This is a genomic window from Pseudomonas asiatica, assembly GCF_009932335.1.
GTDB classification, from domain to species: Bacteria; Pseudomonadota; Gammaproteobacteria; order Pseudomonadales; family Pseudomonadaceae; genus Aquipseudomonas; species Aquipseudomonas asiatica.
This window is the reverse complement of the sequence record NZ_BLJF01000001.1, coordinates 2,527,091-2,543,112: the sequence shown is the minus strand read 5'-3', so window position 1 is coordinate 2,543,112 and position 16,022 is coordinate 2,527,091. Positions and strand designations below refer to the sequence as shown.

Sequence of the window (16,022 nt, the reverse complement as noted above, 5' to 3'; positions counted from 1 at the left end):
CGTTTTGCACGTTTAAATCACGGTAATCCCGCATGGAAATCAAGGTCAATTTTCTCGACAATCTCCGTCTCGAAGCCAAGTTCGACGACTTCACGGTGATCGCCGACCAACCGATCCGCTACAAGGGTGATGGCTCGGCCCCGGGGCCGTTCGACTATTTCCTGGCGTCTTCGGCCTTGTGCGCGGCTTACTTCGTCAAGCTGTACTGCCAGACCCGCGACATTCCCACCGAAAACATTCGCCTGTCGCAGAACAACATCGTCGACCCGGAAAACCGCTACAACCAGGTCTTCAAGATTCAGGTCGAGCTGCCCGAGGACATTTCCGAGAAGGACCGCCAGGGCATCCTGCGCTCCATCGACCGCTGCACCGTGAAGAAGGTGGTGCAGACCGGCCCCGAGTTCGTGATCGAAGTGGTCGACAACCTCGATGCCGATGCCCAGGGCCTGCTGATGCCGGTGGCGGACACCAGCACCTACATCCCCGGCAAGGACCTGCCGCTGGAACAGACCATCGCCAACATGTCGGGCATCCTCGCCGGGCTGGGGATGAAGATCGAGATCGCCTCGTGGCGCAACATCGTGCCTAACGTGTGGTCGCTGCATGTGCGCGACGCCCAGTCGCCGATGTGCTTCACCAACGGCAAGGGCGCGACCAAGGAGGCTGCGCTGGCCTCGGCGCTGGGTGAGTTCATCGAGCGGCTGAACTGCAACTTCTTTTATAACGACCAGTTCTGGGGCGAGGACCTGGCCAACGCGCCGTTCGTGCACTACCCGAACGAGCAGTGGTTCAAACCCGGCCCGCGCGATGAGCTGCCGGCCGAGATCCTCGACGAGCACTGCCTGGCAATCTACAACCCGGACGGCGAGCTGCGTGGCTCGCACCTGTACGACACCAACTCGGGCAACACCGCGCGCGGCATCTGCTCGTTGCCGTTCGTGCGCCAGTCCGACCAGCAGGTGGTGTACTTCCCGTCCAACCTGATCGAGAACCTGTTCCTCAGCAACGGCATGAGCGCCGGCAACACCCTGGCCGAGGCGCAGGTGCAGTGCCTGTCGGAAATCTTCGAGCGCGCCGTGAAGCGCGAAATCCTCGAAGGCGAGCTGTGCCTGCCGGATGTGCCGCAGGAGGTACTGGCCAAGTACCCGGCCATCGTCGCCGGCATCCAGGGCCTGGAAGAGCAGGGCTTCCCGGTGCTGGTCAAGGATGCGTCGCTGGGTGGCGAGTTCCCGGTGATGTGCGTGACCTTGATGAATCCGCGCACCGGCGGCGTATTCGCTTCGTTCGGCGCCCACCCGAGCCTGGAAGTGGCGCTGGAGCGCAGCCTCACCGAACTGCTGCAGGGCCGCAGCTTCGAAGGCTTGAATGACCTGCCGCAACCGACCTTCGAAAGCCACGCGCTGACCGAGCCGAACAACTTCGTCGAGCACTTCATCGACTCCAGTGGCGTGGTGTCGTGGCGCTTCTTCAGTGCCAAGGCCGACTTCGAGTTCGTCGAGTGGGACTTCTCCGGCCACGGCGAGGATTCCAACGTGCAGGAGGCCGCGACCTTGTTCGGCATCCTCGAGGACCTGGGCAAGGAAGTGTACATGGCGGTGTACGACAACCTTGGCGCCACCGCCTGCCGCATCCTGGTGCCGGGTTATTCGGAGATCTACCCGGTCGAGGACCTGATCTGGGACAACACCAACCGCGCCTTGTCGTTCCGCGCCGACATCCTCAACCTGCACAGCCTGGACAACCGTTCCCTCAAGCTGCTGCTCAAGCGCCTGGACAACTGCGATGTGGATGACTACACCACCATCACCACGCTGATCGGCGTGGAGTTCGACGAGAACACGGTGTGGGGCCAGTTGACCATTCTCGAGCTGAAGCTGCTGATCTGCCTGGCTGTGCAGCGCTTCGAGGATGCCAAGGAACTGGTCGAGGCGTTCCTGCAATTCAACGACAACACCGTCGAGCGCGGCCTGTTCTATCAGGCGCTGAACGTGGTGCTGGAAGTGCTACTGGACGACGAACTTGAAATGGACGACTACGAAGCCAACTTCCGCCGCATGTTCGGTAACCCGCGCATGGACGCGGTGCTGGGTTCGGTGGACGGCAGCGTGCGCTTCCATGGCCTGACCCCGACCAGCATGAAGCTCGAAGGCCTCGATCGCCACCTGCGCCTGATCGAAAGCTACAAGAAGCTGCACGCGGCCCGGGCCAAGTTCGCCTGACTCCTGTAGGAGCGGCCTTGTGTCGCGATGGGCCGCAAAGCGGCCCCGGCAATATCAGCTTCAATGCCAAAACGGGGGCCGCTTTGCGGCCCATCGCGACACAAGGCCGCTCCTACAGCGACGTCGATCGCCTTCATATATCGGTTTCAAATAACCGCTATCCCCAATCTGTCTTGCCGCTTCGCCTGCCAGGCGCGTAGCGTTTTGCTCCCATCCTCTCGATCCATGGCGCGTTGACCGCCAGAAGGACCTCGGCCGCGCACAACAAGAAGGCGCAGACCATGAGCACCCCTTTGGATACCAATGCCCTCAAAGCCCGCCAGCAAGCCGCGTGGGCCAGTGGCGACTACGCGGTAATCGGCACCACCCTGCAACTGGTTGGCGAACGCCTGGCCGAAGCCTGTGACCTGCGCTGGGACGAGCAGGTGCTGGATGTCGCCGCCGGCAACGGCAATGCCACCCTGGCTGCTGCCCGGCGCGGCTGCTGTGTCACCTCCACCGACTATGTGCCCGAGCTGCTCAAGCGCGGTGAAGAACGCGCGCGGGCCGAGCACCTCAATGTGGTGTTCCAGGTCGCCGATGCCGAAGCGCTGCCGTTTGCCGATGGCACCTTCGATGCCGTGCTGTCCACTTTCGGCGTGATGTTCGCGCCCGACCAGGCCCAGGCCGCGCGTGAATTGGGCCGGGTGTGCCGGCCCGGTGGCCGGATCGGCCTGGCCAACTGGACCCCGCAAGGGTTCGTCGGGCAGATGTTCAAGACCCTCGGGCGGCATGTACCGCCACCGGCCGGGGCTCTGCCGCCTTCACGCTGGGGTGATGAAGAACAGTTGCGCGTGATGTTCGAGGAGGCGCTGGGCGAATTGAAGGTCAGCCGCCAGCACTTCAACTTCCGCTATCGCTCGGCGGCGCATTTCATCGAGGTGTTCCGCACCTGGTACGGGCCGGTGCACAAAGCGTTTGCCTCGCTGGAGCCGGAAGCGGCCGGGGCGCTGGAGCGGGATCTGACCCAGTTGCTGAACGAAAGCAATGTGGGCGGCTCGTCGTCGTTGGTGGTGCCGAGTGAGTACCTTGAAGTGGTGATCATTCGAGGTTGAGCCCACGGGCCAAGCGCTCAGTTCTTGCACTTGGCCATCACCACCTGGCAAGTCTTCGGTGTGCCTCCTGACCGGCTTGCATAACGCACGCAGTTGTTCAGCGATTTCTGCCGGGCAATGCTCAGCGTATTGCCCCACGCGAGGCCGCCTTCGCCGGTGGTGGGGACGGCCTTGGCGAAGCAGTTGGAGCCCGTTGCCGGCGTTGCGTACCTGGCCTTGCTGGCTTTGCTGGAGCAGCCGGCGGTGAGTGCCAGGCTGAAGGCGAGCAGGGTGGTCAGCGCCCAGGACGTGGAGGGGCGAATCGGTTTACTGCTCATATGCTCTCCTTACCGAGGTGCAGGACTCTGCGATCGCAAGCAAGGTGCTGCCCCTGTGGGAGTGGGTTTACCGAGGCGTCGAACCGCCGCGAACACTGGCAAGGCCGGTGCCATACACTGCACAGGATATTGCATTCAAGCGAAGCGGTGAACGCTTGCGTTGCATCAGATGCAGCGCAAGGCCTTGCACCATGGCAAGGCCTTGCGCCTGGGGCAGCGATCAGAACCGGTAGTTGAAGCTGGCTTCCAGCGTGCGCGGTGCACCTGGGGTAATCAGGTCAACCGAACCGTGCGCGGAGGCATAGTAGTCGCGGTCGAACACGTTCTTGAGGCGCAGCGCGGCATCCCACTGCGGCACGCTGTACAGCAGCGCGGCGTCGAAGGTGGTGTAGCCCGGCATCACCACCACGTTGTCGAGTGCGGTGTAGCGCTCGTCGACGTAGTTGGCGCCGGCGGCCACGCGCCATTCCGGGGTCAGCGTGCGCACCAGCCAGACGTTGGCGCTGTTACGCGGCGTCAGGGTAGGAGTCTGGCCTTCGTTGGCCACGCCATTGGTCTTGTTGTTGGACTTGGTGATCTCGGCATCCAGGTAGGCGTAGCCGGCGTAGATCTGCCACTTGTCCGTGAGCTGCCCGCTGACGGTGGCTTCGAAACCGTCGGTGCGCTGTTCCCCGGCCAGCACAGTCAGGTTGGGGTTGGCAGGGTCGGCGGTCTTCATGTTGGTGCGCTCGAGGCGGAATACCGCTGCGGTCACCGACAGGCGGCTGTCGAGCAGGTCCCACTTGGCGCCGATTTCGTAGTTGGTGGTTTCTTCCGGCTCCAGATGCTGGTTGGTCGGGCTGACCGCGAACACTTCGCCCGAAGGCTGGTAACTGCGGCTGACCGACACATAGTAGGACTGGATGTTATCCGGCTGGTACACCAGGCCGGCACGTGGGCTCCAGGTCTTGTCGGTACGGTCGAGGTCGACGTTCTGCGCGCGGTCGTCGTCGTACTCCTGGCCGAAGATGTCATAACGCACACCGACCAGGGCCTTCCAGTGCTCGTTCAGCTCGATCATGTCCTGCACATACAGGCCGGCGGTCTGCTGGAAGTTGGTGCCCTTGGACGACAGGTTGGCGGCGTGCTCCGGCACCGGCACCAGGGCGTCGCGGTACACCGGCACCTGGGCCACGTTGTTCTGGCTCAGCACCCGCTGGTGCTTGTCCTGGAAGCCCACTTCAACGCCATACAGCAGGTTGTGCTGCATGCCGGCAAGCTGCGCCTGTTGCTTGAGTTCGGTCTGGTTGAACATGCCGTACTCGTCGCGGGCGACGTTGCCACGGTTGAGCTTGACCAGCAGTTCGCCGTCAGGCGCGGTGACGAAGCGCGTCGGGCTGCTGTCGGCCAAGGTGTTGTTGCGGTCCAGGTCGTAGCGGTAGTACCGGCTGGTGTTGGTCAGGGTGAAGTCGTCGTTGATGCGGTAGTCCAGGCTGGCAGTCAGCGAGAACACTTCGCTGCGGGCGTAGTCCTGGTCGGCATCGCCGGAGCCGAAGCGCTTGTCGCGGTCCACATCTACCGGGCGGTTGCCCAGCGCCGGGATGCCGAAGTCGATCAGGCGCTTGTCGTACAGGTAGGTGGCGCCCAGGTTCAGTTCCAGGTCGTCGGAGAGGCGGAAGTAGGCCGATGGCGCGATGGCCTTGCGGTCGATGTAGCCATCGTCGCGGAAGGTGTCGCTGTCTTCGAAGGCGCCGGTCACGCGGTAGGCCTGGTTGCTTTGCGGGTCGGCCCAGCCGGTGTCGAACTGGGTGCGGCGCTTGCCTTCGCTGTCGAAGCTCATGCCGACTTCGCGCTTGGGCGTGAAGCTCGGCTTCTTGCTGATGCTGTTGATCAGGCCGCCCGAAGAGCCACGGCCATACAGCACGGCGGCAGGGCCCTTGATCACCTCGACCCGCTCGATGTTGGACAGGTCACGGAAGTACAGGGCGTCGTCGCGCACGCCGTCGATGTACATGTCGCCAATGGCGCTGAAGCCGCGAATGGTCACCTGGTCACGCTGGCCGTCGCCGTTGGACAGGCCGACGCCGGGCACGTTCTTCAGCACGTCTTCCATGGACTGTGCACCCTGGTCCTTGATCACGCTTTCGGGCACGACGTTGACGGTTTGCGGGATGTCGCGCAGCGGGGCGTCGATCTTCATGGCGCTGCGGCTTTCGCTGGCCTTGTAGCTTTGCTGCTCGTAGGCGCTGGTGACCGCAGTGGCGGGCAAGGCGAGGGAACCCAGCGATTCAGATTGGACCGCGTGAACGGCAGGTACAACCAGAATGCCCAGCACGGAAATGGATGCTGGGACAACAGACTTTTTTGCCATTACAGGTGACTCTTTGTTGTATTTGAAGGTCACGAATAGTAATGATTTGCAAATGTAAAGCAAGTGTAAAGAGTTCGTATTTGCTATTGCAAGAATGCAGCTGGCAGAAAAAGCGACAAAACGCGTCGTGAGGGGGAAGGGCCGGCAATGTGTCAGGCAAGGGCTATGCTTGTTGGCGCGTGATCATTTCACGTCCCTACCCGGTCTCGATTACATGGAAGCAGGCCTATGAATCCAATTCGCTCTCTCGCTCGTGCCATTGCCGTTGCCACCCTGGCGTCTGCCTTCAGCTTCACGGTGCAGGCTGCCGGTATTCCCATTGGTAGCGAGGCGCTGGAAAGCCACGTCACCACGCAGGTCACGGCCATCGACCTGGCTAACCGACAGGTCACGGTGAAAGGCCCTGACGCCAAGAAGGATGTGACCTTCCAGCTCACTGAAAAGGCCAAGGCGCTGCCCAACCTCAAGGTGGGTGACCAAGTCGACATCTACGTGACCCGTGCGGTGGCCTATGTGCTCAACCCGGAGGTGGGCGGTGCACCGAAGGCGACTGAAGAGTCCGGTACCATTCGCGCCACGGCAGACAACCCCAACCCGGGCGGCGAGGCGTTCCGCCAGGTCAGGGTGACCTCGCAGATCAAGAAGATCGACCTCAAGACGCATGAAGTGAGCCTGTTGCCGCCGGAGGGCAAGCTGCAGGTGGTCAAGGTCGAGAACCCTGACCTGCAGGCACGCATGAAGAACCTCAAGGTCGGCCAGACGGTCGACGCGATCTACACCGAAGTGCTGCGCGTCGAGACCTCGCGCTGACCATTCATTGGGGCAGGCTACGGGTTGCCCGCGCATGGATCCGTCGTGATGCCTTGCATGACGGCGGATGTCGTTCGAACAGCTGCATCACCCAATCGGGCCGAGTCTTGCTGGCATCGTTGAGCCAATTGGCAACCGAGTCCTGGGCATACTTGTCTGCCTCAGCCAGGCGCGGCACCAACAGTGGCTCGGCCACTTCGGGCGCTTGCTTGAGTGCGGCGATGTGCTCGCACCACACGCCACGTGGGCGCAGCACCTCGATACAGAAGCGTCGTACCAGTGGGTTGCTGTCGCCGGCATGCCGGGCAAGCAGGGCCAGGGCATCATCCAGCGCTTGAGCCAGGCGCGGGCGCAGGGCCATCCAGGCCCATTCGCGCACACCAAAATGTTCATCGCGAGCAAAACGCAGCTGGGCCAGCAATGCGGCTTCGAGATCGACCGTGCGCGACAGGTGCGCCTGGGCGAAGGCCGCCCAGCTGCGCACCGTATCGGAGCTGTGCGCGCTGCACTGCTCCAACACCTGCTGGCGCTGGTGCGCAGGTGCGGGTTCCAGCCACTGCCCAAGGGCAAGGCCGATCCCCGTAATTTTTTTTGACAGGCCCTGCGAGCATGTTTCTTCGGCGCAGGTAGCCAGCTGTTCGATCAGCGTGTCGGGCAACTGGCCTGCCAGTGCACTGACCAAGGTCCTTTGATCCACTGCCAGGCATTCGGCCAGGTTGCGGGTGGGCAACTGCCCATGGTCGATCAGGGTTGTACGTTCATCTGTCATCGAATGTGCTCCATCACATACGGTTTGGTCTGGCCTCAGTCGTGAACCCGCCGGCTCAGGCCGCGGGCGGCGAGGCTGCGCAGCATCCTAGCCCAATTGGCTGGTATCCATGTGACGAATAGCATGAGTGCACACTTTCGATTTCCATGGATGAAGGGAATTTTCCGATCATCGCCTGAACATCTGTCACCAATGAGGACTGCCATGTTCAGCAAGACCTTGTGCCTTCTGGTACTTCCCTTTGCCCTGGCGTTGCTTGCCGGTGCCGTGCTGCCGTTCCAGGCTGCGGGTAATGCCGCCGTCGGCCGGGCGCTGGGGCACTGGTTGTGGGGTGCGTTCACGTCATTGACGGTAAGTTCGCTGGTAGTGATCGCCGCGCTGCTGATCCTCAGGGTGCCGGCGCCGGACATGGGCAAGGCCTTGCAGGGGCCCTGGTGGCTGTGGGTTGGTGGTGTGCTGGGGGCGCTGTACGTGGCCGGTGCTGCTGCGCTCACCCCCCGGCTTGGGGCAGCGGGGTTCCTGGTGCTGGTGGTGGCGGGGCAGATCATCACGGCGGTGGTCGCAGACCACTTTGGGGTGATGGGGTTGGGAGGCAAGCCGCTCAGTCTGGCCAGGTTGGCGGGTGTGGTGCTGATCCTCTGCGGCGTTCTGCTGGTGCAGGGCACCTGGGCAGCAGGCTCGCCGGCCAATGCCCCTGCCGTGGAGAAACAGTCGGAAGGCTGATCAGCGCCCCGGCTGGCTGCACGCCCACACGGTTTCTCGCAGCCAGCGATGCCCCGGGTCGTCCTCTTTGCGGCTGTGCCAGGCCTGCTGGTAATCGAACGAAGCAATCGCCAGTGGCGGCTCGAACTGGCGCAATGTCTTGTGCTGGCGCAGCGAGCCAACCGCGCGGCTGGCCACGGTGAGGATCAGGTCGGTGCCGGCCAGCACCTCGACCGCCGCACTCCAGTGCGGCAAGGCCAGGGCAATCCGCCGACGCAGGCCTTGCGCGGCCAGGGCGCGTTCGATTTCATCGAAGGCATCCGGGTGCATGGCCATCAGCACATGCGGACGGGCCAGCCAGTCGTCCAGGGCCAGGCCGCCGCTGGCCGGTAGCACCTGGCGGTCGGCAACGCTGATGAAGCTGTCGGTGAACAGCGGCTGCGCCGTGATGGCCTGGGGCAGGTCCGGGAAGATGCCCAGGGCCAGGTCCAGTTCACCATCGAGCAACTGGGCCAGCATGGTTTCGCGGCTGGCCTGGCTGATGGCCAGGTCTACCCCGGGCGCGACCTGGCGCAGGTGGCGCAGCAGGGGTGGCAGGATGATCCGCGAGGAATAGTCGGACAGCGAGAGCCTGAAGCGACGCTGGGCCTTGGCCGGTTCGAACTGTGGGGCGGCCAGCAGGCCGTTGAGGTTGCCCAGGGCGTCGTGCAGCGGTTTGGCCAGCGATTGGGCGCGGGCGGTCAAGGCCATGCGGCCGTTCTGGCGCACCAGCAAGGGGTCGTCGAAGTGCTTGCGCAACTGCGCCAGGGCGTGGCTTACCGCCGGTTGGCTGCGGTGCAGGCGCAAGGCGGCGCGGGTGACGTGCTTTTCGCTCAGCAGGGCGTGCAGGGCGAGCAGCAGGTTGAGGTCGATCTTGCGTAGTTCATCCATGTTGCGAATGGTCTTGGTTGCGTCCGACAGTTTTCATCAGTTTAACAAATGCCCAAGGCCGCTCTCATAGAACAACACATGCCTCATTGGTTTAGTGAAGTTCTGTAGGCGCAGCCTTGTGCTGCGAAGAGGCCGTTACTGACAAAGCTTGTCTATTGCTTGTACCGGCCTCTTCGCAGCACAAGGCTGCTCCTGCAGAGGACGCTTCAAACGAGCGATATTTGTTTTCTGCGCGACAGCGCAGCCCAAAGAGCCAGAGCTTTATCGCCTTGCTACCGCATGTTGCACGCACTGCTCGTAATAGGTCTGCTTGATCGCTGCAGGCTTTAGCCGCGAGCGGCTGTTGTAGGTCTGTTCGGTAATGCCGAAGGCGGTCATGCGCATCCACGGTTTGGGGAATTTGCGCGCCTGCAACTTCTTGCGCGTGGCATACAGGGTTACCCCGGAAAGCTTGGCCTGCTGCGCTTCGGCGGCTATCTGTGCGCCCCAGCCGCAAGTGTGGCGATCGTTCTGGCTCAGCGCCCGTGCCTGGGCGCCGAAAGCGAGCGTGGCTAGCAGGCAGCCGGCCATCGTTGCTAGAAGTACTCGCATGTTGCTGTCCTAAGCATCTGAAGGAAAACGAAGTTTGCCTTCACAAGCAGCTACCGGGGGCCAGCAAATTGCCGTCAGGTTGTTGCCATCCGCAACGGGCTGGCGCGGTGTGTGCGCAGGCTGGTCCAGGCCAGGCTGGCGACCCAGATCACCGATACGCCGTAGTTCAGGCGCTGGTACAGGCCGAACCATTGGCCGCTTTGCGCTGCCTTGCCCATGAGTACGACGGTCAGGATCGCCAGCACCACGCAGGCCAGGGAAAACAGCCCCAGTGCCCTGGAGCCGGCAATGCGATTGCCCAACCAGGCCCACAGTGCGCTTGCAAGGGTCAGCGAAAGGAACATCAGCAAGCCGGACAGGTTGTGTAGCTGCTGTGAAGGGGAAGGCTGCGCCGGAGCGCAACCTTGGTCGCAGGGAAACCAGCCGGTACCCAGGCTGCCCAGACCATTCGTTCAGGGCTGCGTGTCGCCTACGGACGCCGGGAAATACCGCACTGCGTGTATGTGATCGTACAACTGCTTGCGCTATGATGAACGCTGTCTTTCAAGGTGAAATACAGGGCAATGACAGAGCAGCAGGTACAGGCAAAGACCCGGCGCAAGCCGCGCAGTCTGGCTCAGGAACTGGTCACGGTGCTGACCGAGCGCATTCGCAGCGGCCAGCTCAAGCGCGGCGACAAGCTGCCGACCGAATCGCAGATCATGGCCGAAGAGGGTGTCAGCCGCACGGTGGTGCGTGAAGCGATCTCGCGGCTGCAGGCTGCCGGGCAGGTCGAGACCCGCCACGGCATCGGTACCTTCGTGCTGGACGCGCCAGCAACGGGTGGTTTCCGTATCGACCCGGCGACCGTGGTCACCCTTCGCGAAGTGTTGGCGGTGCTGGAATTGCGCATTGCCCTGGAGATCGAATCGGCGGGCCTGGCGGCGCAGCGGCGCAGCGACGAAGAGCTGGCCGGCATGCGTGCGGCGCTGGACGAACTCAACGAAGGGGCTGCCCACGCCACGGATGCGGTGTCGGCGGATTTCCAGTTCCACCTGCGCATTGCCCAGGCCAGCGGCAACCACTACTTCGCCGACATCATCAACCACCTGGGCACCAGCATCATCCCGCGTACCCGGTTGAATTCGGCGCGGCTGGCCCATGATGACCAGGCGCACTACATGAGCCGGCTGATGCATGAGCACGAGGCGATCTACGAAGCCATCGCCCGGCGTGATAGCGAAGGGGCGAAGATGGCCATGCGCATGCACCTGAGCAACAGCCGCGAGCGCTTGCGCCAGGCGCATGAAGAGGCCGAGGCGCAGGGGGCCTGAGGCCTTCGTCGCTTGTACCGGCCTCTTCGCGGGCGCGCCCGCTCCCACAGGGATCACCTTATCTTGAGGGTGCAGCGATACTTGTGGGAGCGGGCGTGCCCGCGAAGAGGTCGGTACAGCCAAAAGAAAAGCCCCGCCATGCGCGGGGCTTTCTGGTTTCAAGGGGCGATCAGATCGCGCCCTCACTCCACTGGCCATTTACCAGCCGGCGCAGCCCCAGCGGGTTGCCGTCGCGCAGTGCCTCAGGCAACAGTGCCTGCGGGTAGTTCTGGTAGCACACCGGGCGCAGGAAGCGGTCGATGGCCAGGGTGCCGACCGACGTGCCGCGCGCATCCGACGTGGCCGGGTAAGGCCCGCCGTGCACCATCGCATCACACACCTCGACACCGGTCGGGTAGCCGTTGATCAGGATCCGCCCGACTTTCTCCTCCAGTAGCGGCACCAGCCAGGCGAAGGCCTGCAGGTCTTCCGGCTCGCCAATCAGGGTCGCGGTCAGCTGGCCGCGCAGGCCGAGCAGGGCGGCGCGCAACTGATCGTTGTCCTGCACTTCCACGGCAACAGTGGTCGGGCCGAACACTTCTTCCTGCAGCAGCGGGTCAGACTCCACCAGCAGGCGGGCATCGGCCTTGAACAGCTGGGCGCGCGCCTGGCTGCCTGCCTGCGCCTGGCCGGCCAGGTGCTCGATACCGGCATGGGCGTGTAGGTGCTCCAGGCCACCGACGTAGCTGCGCAGGCCACCTGCGTTGAGCATGGTCTGGCCGGCCTGCTGGCTCAGGTGCAGGCCAAGCTCTGCCAGCAGTTGGCTGTACTGCGGCGACTGCAGGCCGATCACCAGGCCCGGGTTGGTGCAGAACTGGCCTGCGCCCAGGCACACCGAACCGGCCAGTTCTCGGGCGATGGCTTCGCCACGCTTGGCCAGGGCGCCCGGCAGGATGATGACCGGGTTGATACTGGACATCTCGGCGAACACCGGGATCGGCTGCGGGCGCTCGGCGGCCATGCGGCACAGGGCGTCACCGCCTTTCAGCGAGCCGGTGAAGCCGACGGCCTGGATGGCCGGGTGTTTGACCAGCCACTCACCGACGCCGCCACCGAACACCATGTTGAACACGCCCTTGGGCATGCCGGTGCGCTCGGCGGCGCGCTGGATGGCACAGCCGACCAGGTCGGCGGTGGCCATGTGGCCGCTGTGGGCCTTGAACACCACCGGGCAACCGGCGGCCAGGGCCGCAGCGGTATCGCCACCGGCGGTGGAGAAGGCCAACGGGAAGTTGCTGGCGCCGAATACGGCGACCGGGCCGACGCCGATGCGCATCTGGCGCAGGTCCACGCGTGGCAGGGGCTGACGCTCGGGCAGGGCCAGGTCGATGCGTGCACCGAGGAAGTCACCACGGCGCAGCACCTGGGCGAACAGGCGCATCTGGCCGCTGGTGCGGCCGCGCTCGCCCTGGATACGGGCGGGGGGCAGGGCGGTTTCACGGCAGACGATGGCGACGAAGGCGTCGTCCAGTTCGTCCAGCTCGGCGGCGATGGCGTCAAGGAATTCGGCGCGCCGCGCCGGGGCCAGCTGGCGGAATTCGGCGAAAGCGGCGGCCGCGGCCTTGGCGGCCTGGTCCACTTCGCTTTCGGTGGCCTGGGCGAAGCTGTAGGGCAGGGCCTCGCCGGTGCTGGCGTCCAGGCTCTGCAGGCGCTGCGGGCCAGCGGCGCTGCGCTGGCCGGCGATGAAGTTGTGGCCGAGGATTTCAGGCATGGGGTGCTCCTGTAGGTTGAGAGAAAATCTGGCAGGTTGTCGCATGACCTGTGGGAGCGGGCGAGCCCGCGAACACCGGCGCAGCCGGTGCCATACACCGGGTTGCCTGCTTCGCGGGCTCGCCCGCTCCCACAGGGATCGCGACACTGTCGAGAAGCCGGGTCATCAGGTAATCGGTGCCGGGTTGAACAGGGTGATGTCGTTGTGCAGGCGATGCTGTTCGGCCCAGGTCTGCTTGCGGCCGCTGGCCACGTCCAGGTAGTAGTGGAACAGCTCCCAGCCCAGCTCCTCGATGGTCGAGCGGCCGCTGGCGATGCGCCCGGCGTCGATGTCGATCAGGTCGGGCCAGCGCTGGGCCAGCTCGCTGCGGGTGCATACCTTGACCACTGGCGCCATGGCCAGACCGTATGGCGTGCCGCGGCCGGTGGTGAACACATGCAGGTTCATGCCGGCAGCCAGTTGCAGGGTGCCGCACACAAAGTCGCTGGCCGGGGTGGCGCAGAAGATCAGGCCTTTGCGGTTGACCCGCTCGCCCGGGCCGAGCACGCCCTGGATGGCGCCGCTACCGGACTTGACGATCGACCCCAGGGACTTCTCGACGATATTCGACAGGCCGCCTTTCTTGTTGCCCGGCGTGGTGTTGGCGCTGCGGTCGGCGGCGCCTTACTGCAGGTAGCGGTCGTACCAGTCCATTTCGCGCACCAGGGCGTCTGCGACCTCCTGGTTTTCCGCCCGCGAGGTGAGCATATAGATGGCGTCGCGCACTTCGGTCACCTCCGAGAACAGCACGGTGGCGCCGGCGCGTACCAGCAGGTCGGCGGCGTAGCCCAGCGCCGGGTTGGCGGTGATGCCCGAGAAGGCATCGCTGCCCCCGCACTGCATACCCAGGATCAGTTCGCTGGCCGGCACGCTTACGCGGCGGCGCTGATCGAGTTTCTTCAGGCGTGTCTCGGCCAGTTGCATGATCTGCTCGATCATTTCCACAAAGCCCAGGCTGGCGTCCTGCAGGCGGTACAGCCACGGGTCGCTGAGGTCCACCGACGGGTCGTTGTCGTGCATCACCTGGCCGGCCTGCAGCTTTTCGCAGCCCAGGCTGATGACCAGGGCCTCGCCGCCCAGGTTGGGGTTGCGCGCCAGGTTGCGCACCGTGCGGATCGGGATGTAGGCATCGCGCGCGTTGATCGCCACACCGCAGCCGTAGCTGTGGGTGATCGCCACCACGTCATCGACATTGGGATACTTGGGCAGCAACTCGCTGCGAACGCGCTTTACCGCATGCTCCAGCACGCCGGCCACGCACTGCACGGTGGTGGTGATGCCGAGGATGTTGCGGGTGCCGACGGTGCCGTCGGCGTTGCGGTAGCCTTCGAAGGTGAAGCCTTCGAGCGGCGGCAGCGGCTGCGGGACGGCGTCGCAGCGTGGCAGGCTGTCCAGCTCCGGCGCGGCCGGCATGGCCAGCTGGCTCTCCTGCACCCAGCTGCCCTGGCGCAGGTCTTCCAGCGCGTAGCCGATGATCTGCCCGTAGCGGCGCACCGGTTCGCCCTTGGCGATGGCTACGGTGGCCACCTTGTGGCTCTGTGGCACGCCTTCGACCAGGGTCAGGCCGTCGGCGAAGCGGGCGCCTTCGCCCAGTCCGCCATCATTGACCACCACCACGACATTGTCATCGTCGTGCAGGCGGACGTAGCGGGGCGAGTCGGAATGTTCGATCAACTGCATGTTCGGGCCCTACTTGTCAGGTTCTCAGGCTTTTGTACATCCGCCCGCGGCGGGTGGCCGCCGCGGGCGTGTTCACTCAGTGGCGCGAGCCGGCCAGTTCGCTGCCGGCCGCTGGCTCGGCGTCAGGCTTTGGGCTTTCACGCAGCTCGATGCGCTTGATCGGGCCGACGATCACCAGGTAGCTGAACACCGCCACCAGGGCGTTGGCGCCGACGTACACCAGGGCCCACTTGAACGAACCCGTGGCGCTGATGATGTAGCCGATCACGATTGGCGTGGTGATCGAGGCGATGTTGCCGAAGGTGTTGAACAGCCCGCCCGACAGCCCGGCGATCTGTTTCGGCGAGGTGTCGGCGACCACCGCCCAGCCCAGCGCGCCGATGCCTTTGCCGAAGAACGCCAGGGTCATGAAACCGACCACCATCCACTCGGCGTCGACGTAGTTGCAGAACACCATGGTGGTCGACAGCAGCAGGCCGCAGACGATCGGCAGCTTGCGCGAGAAGGTCAGCGAGTTGCCGCGGCGCAGCAGCCAGTCGGAGATCACCCCGCCCAGCACACCACCGATGAAGCCGCAGACCGCCGGCAGCGAGGCGATGAAGCCGGCCTTGAGGATGGTCATGCCGCGCTCCTGCACCAGGTACACCGGGAACCAGGTGAGGAAGAAGTAGGTGATGGCGTTGATGCAGTACTGGCCCAGGTACACGCCCAGCAGCATGCGGCTGGTCAGCAGTTGCTTGATGTAGCCCCATTTCGGGCCGTCGTTGCCGCGCTTCTGGTCCATGTCCACCAGCCCGCCATTCTGCTCGATGTGTTCGAGTTCACCTGGGCTGATACGTGGGTGTTGGCGCGGGTTGTAGATGGTCTTCAGCCACACCATGGAGAACACGATGCCCAGTGCGCCCATGACCACGAACACGTGCTCCCAGCCGAAGCTGAACACGATCCAGCCCATGATCGGTGCGAACAGTGCGGTGGCGAAGTACTGCGCCGAGTTGAAGATGGCCGAGGCGGTGCCGCGTTCCTGGGTCGGGAACCAGGCCGCGACGATGCGCGCATTGCCGGGGAACGACGGGGCTTCGGCAAAACCGACCAAAAAGCGCAGGGTGAACAAAGTCACCACCGCCCAGGCTACCGGCAGGCCACCGACAAAGCCCTGCAGCAGGGTGAACAGCGACCAGGTGAAGATGCTGAAGGCGTAGACGTTCTTGGAACCGAAGCGGTCGAGCAGCCAGCCACCAGGAATCTGGCCAGCCACGTATGCCCATCCGAAGGCGGAGAAGATGTAGCCGAGGGTCACGGCATCGATGCCGAGGTCTTTCTGCAGGCTGGAGCCCGCGATGGCAATGGTGGCGCGGTCAGCGTAGTTGATCGTGGTCACCAGGAACAGCATGAACAGGATCAGGTAGCGCACATGCGTCTTCTTCGTCGCTTGCATGCTGGTAGTACTCCCACTAG

Annotated in this window: 12 protein-coding genes and 2 pseudogenes; 5 read left to right on the top strand and 9 right to left on the bottom strand. The window is 64.2% G+C overall.

Going from position 1 to position 16,022, the window contains the following annotated elements:
• The first annotated feature begins 32 nt into the window (after positions 1 to 32).
• Positions 33 to 2,219 carry an OsmC domain/YcaO domain-containing protein gene (locus GYA95_RS11695; RefSeq protein ID WP_015270708.1) on the top strand — a complete coding sequence of 729 codons (2,187 nt, stop codon included), beginning with the start codon at positions 33 to 35 and terminating at the stop codon, positions 2,217 to 2,219.
• 281 nt (positions 2,220 to 2,500) lie between these two features.
• Entirely contained in the window at positions 2,501 to 3,313 is an 813-nt protein-coding gene (locus tag GYA95_RS11690) for a class I SAM-dependent methyltransferase (protein ID WP_015270707.1), read from the top strand.
• A gap of 17 nt (positions 3,314 to 3,330) precedes the next feature.
• On the opposite strand, the gene GYA95_RS11685 is transcribed toward GYA95_RS11690, so the two are convergent.
• Positions 3,331 to 3,630, bottom strand: coding sequence for a hypothetical protein (locus tag GYA95_RS11685; protein ID WP_003260568.1), 300 nt, complete (start codon positions 3,628 to 3,630; stop codon positions 3,331 to 3,333).
• Positions 3,631 to 3,850: 220 nt separating this feature from the next.
• Positions 3,851 to 5,980 carry a TonB-dependent receptor gene (locus GYA95_RS11680; protein ID WP_015270706.1) on the bottom strand — a complete coding sequence of 710 codons (2,130 nt, stop codon included), beginning with the start codon at positions 5,978 to 5,980 and terminating at the stop codon, positions 3,851 to 3,853.
• A gap of 228 nt (positions 5,981 to 6,208) precedes the next feature.
• Between GYA95_RS11680 and GYA95_RS11675 the strand changes: the two genes are divergently transcribed.
• A complete protein-coding gene (locus tag GYA95_RS11675; protein WP_013973000.1) occupies positions 6,209 to 6,790 on the top strand; it encodes a hypothetical protein in 582 nt (193 codons plus the stop codon).
• 4 nt (positions 6,791 to 6,794) lie between these two features.
• On the opposite strand, the gene GYA95_RS11670 is transcribed toward GYA95_RS11675, so the two are convergent.
• Positions 6,795 to 7,559, bottom strand: coding sequence for a hypothetical protein (locus GYA95_RS11670; RefSeq protein ID WP_015270705.1), 765 nt, complete (start codon positions 7,557 to 7,559; stop codon positions 6,795 to 6,797).
• Positions 7,560 to 7,763: 204 nt separating this feature from the next.
• On the opposite strand from GYA95_RS11670, the gene GYA95_RS11665 reads away from it, so the two are divergent.
• Complete coding sequence (locus GYA95_RS11665; protein WP_015270704.1) at positions 7,764 to 8,282, top strand: DMT family transporter; 519 nt, start codon at positions 7,764 to 7,766, stop codon at positions 8,280 to 8,282.
• Here the strand turns inward: GYA95_RS11665 and GYA95_RS11660 are convergent, their stop codons facing one another.
• From GYA95_RS11660 to GYA95_RS11650, 3 genes and pseudogenes are all read right to left on the bottom strand, one after another.
• Positions 8,283 to 9,191 (bottom strand): LysR family transcriptional regulator, encoded by a 909-nt coding sequence (locus tag GYA95_RS11660; protein ID WP_015270703.1) that lies wholly within the window; start codon positions 9,189 to 9,191, stop codon positions 8,283 to 8,285.
• 261 nt (positions 9,192 to 9,452) lie between these two features.
• Positions 9,453 to 9,782 (bottom strand): hypothetical protein, encoded by a 330-nt coding sequence (locus tag GYA95_RS11655; protein WP_023660807.1) that lies wholly within the window; start codon positions 9,780 to 9,782, stop codon positions 9,453 to 9,455.
• A gap of 74 nt (positions 9,783 to 9,856) precedes the next feature.
• Positions 9,857 to 10,231: pseudogene (locus GYA95_RS11650) on the bottom strand (DUF998 domain-containing protein); the annotation flags it as partial.
• A 114-nt stretch (positions 10,232 to 10,345) separates the two neighbouring features.
• On the opposite strand from GYA95_RS11650, the gene GYA95_RS11645 reads away from it, so the two are divergent.
• Positions 10,346 to 11,095 carry a FadR/GntR family transcriptional regulator gene (locus GYA95_RS11645; RefSeq protein ID WP_015270701.1) on the top strand — a complete coding sequence of 250 codons (750 nt, stop codon included), beginning with the start codon at positions 10,346 to 10,348 and terminating at the stop codon, positions 11,093 to 11,095.
• A 169-nt stretch (positions 11,096 to 11,264) separates the two neighbouring features.
• On the opposite strand, the gene GYA95_RS11640 is transcribed toward GYA95_RS11645, so the two are convergent.
• The 3 genes and pseudogenes from GYA95_RS11640 to GYA95_RS11630 form a co-directional block, all read right to left on the bottom strand.
• Positions 11,265 to 12,845 (bottom strand): aldehyde dehydrogenase (NADP(+)), encoded by a 1,581-nt coding sequence (locus tag GYA95_RS11640; protein WP_015270700.1) that lies wholly within the window; start codon positions 12,843 to 12,845, stop codon positions 11,265 to 11,267.
• 165 nt (positions 12,846 to 13,010) lie between these two features.
• Positions 13,011 to 14,564: pseudogene (gene garD, locus GYA95_RS11635) on the bottom strand (galactarate dehydratase).
• 76 nt (positions 14,565 to 14,640) lie between these two features.
• Positions 14,641 to 16,002: an MFS transporter gene (locus GYA95_RS11630; RefSeq protein ID WP_015270698.1), complete on the bottom strand. Its 1,362-nt coding sequence runs from the start codon at positions 16,000 to 16,002 to the stop codon at positions 14,641 to 14,643.
• Positions 16,003 to 16,022 lie beyond the last annotated feature (20 nt).

Coding starts and splice junctions, on each gene's coding strand:
- GYA95_RS11680 (WP_015270706.1), bottom strand. CDS start 5,980: ATGGCAAAAAAGTCTGTTGTCCCAGCATCCATTTCCGTGCTGGGCATT.
- GYA95_RS11655 (WP_023660807.1), bottom strand. CDS start 9,782: ATGCGAGTACTTCTAGCAACGATGGCCGGCTGCCTGCTAGCCACGCTC.
- GYA95_RS11630 (WP_015270698.1), bottom strand. CDS start 16,002: ATGCAAGCGACGAAGAAGACGCATGTGCGCTACCTGATCCTGTTCATG.
- GYA95_RS11695 (WP_015270708.1), top strand. CDS start 33: ATGGAAATCAAGGTCAATTTTCTCGACAATCTCCGTCTCGAAGCCAAG.
- GYA95_RS11645 (WP_015270701.1), top strand. CDS start 10,346: ATGACAGAGCAGCAGGTACAGGCAAAGACCCGGCGCAAGCCGCGCAGT.
- GYA95_RS11670 (WP_015270705.1), bottom strand. CDS start 7,559: ATGACAGATGAACGTACAACCCTGATCGACCATGGGCAGTTGCCCACC.
- GYA95_RS11685 (WP_003260568.1), bottom strand. CDS start 3,630: ATGAGCAGTAAACCGATTCGCCCCTCCACGTCCTGGGCGCTGACCACC.
- GYA95_RS11665 (WP_015270704.1), top strand. CDS start 7,764: ATGTTCAGCAAGACCTTGTGCCTTCTGGTACTTCCCTTTGCCCTGGCG.
- GYA95_RS11690 (WP_015270707.1), top strand. CDS start 2,501: ATGAGCACCCCTTTGGATACCAATGCCCTCAAAGCCCGCCAGCAAGCC.
- GYA95_RS11675 (WP_013973000.1), top strand. CDS start 6,209: ATGAATCCAATTCGCTCTCTCGCTCGTGCCATTGCCGTTGCCACCCTG.
- GYA95_RS11660 (WP_015270703.1), bottom strand. CDS start 9,191: ATGGATGAACTACGCAAGATCGACCTCAACCTGCTGCTCGCCCTGCAC.
- GYA95_RS11640 (WP_015270700.1), bottom strand. CDS start 12,845: ATGCCTGAAATCCTCGGCCACAACTTCATCGCCGGCCAGCGCAGCGCC.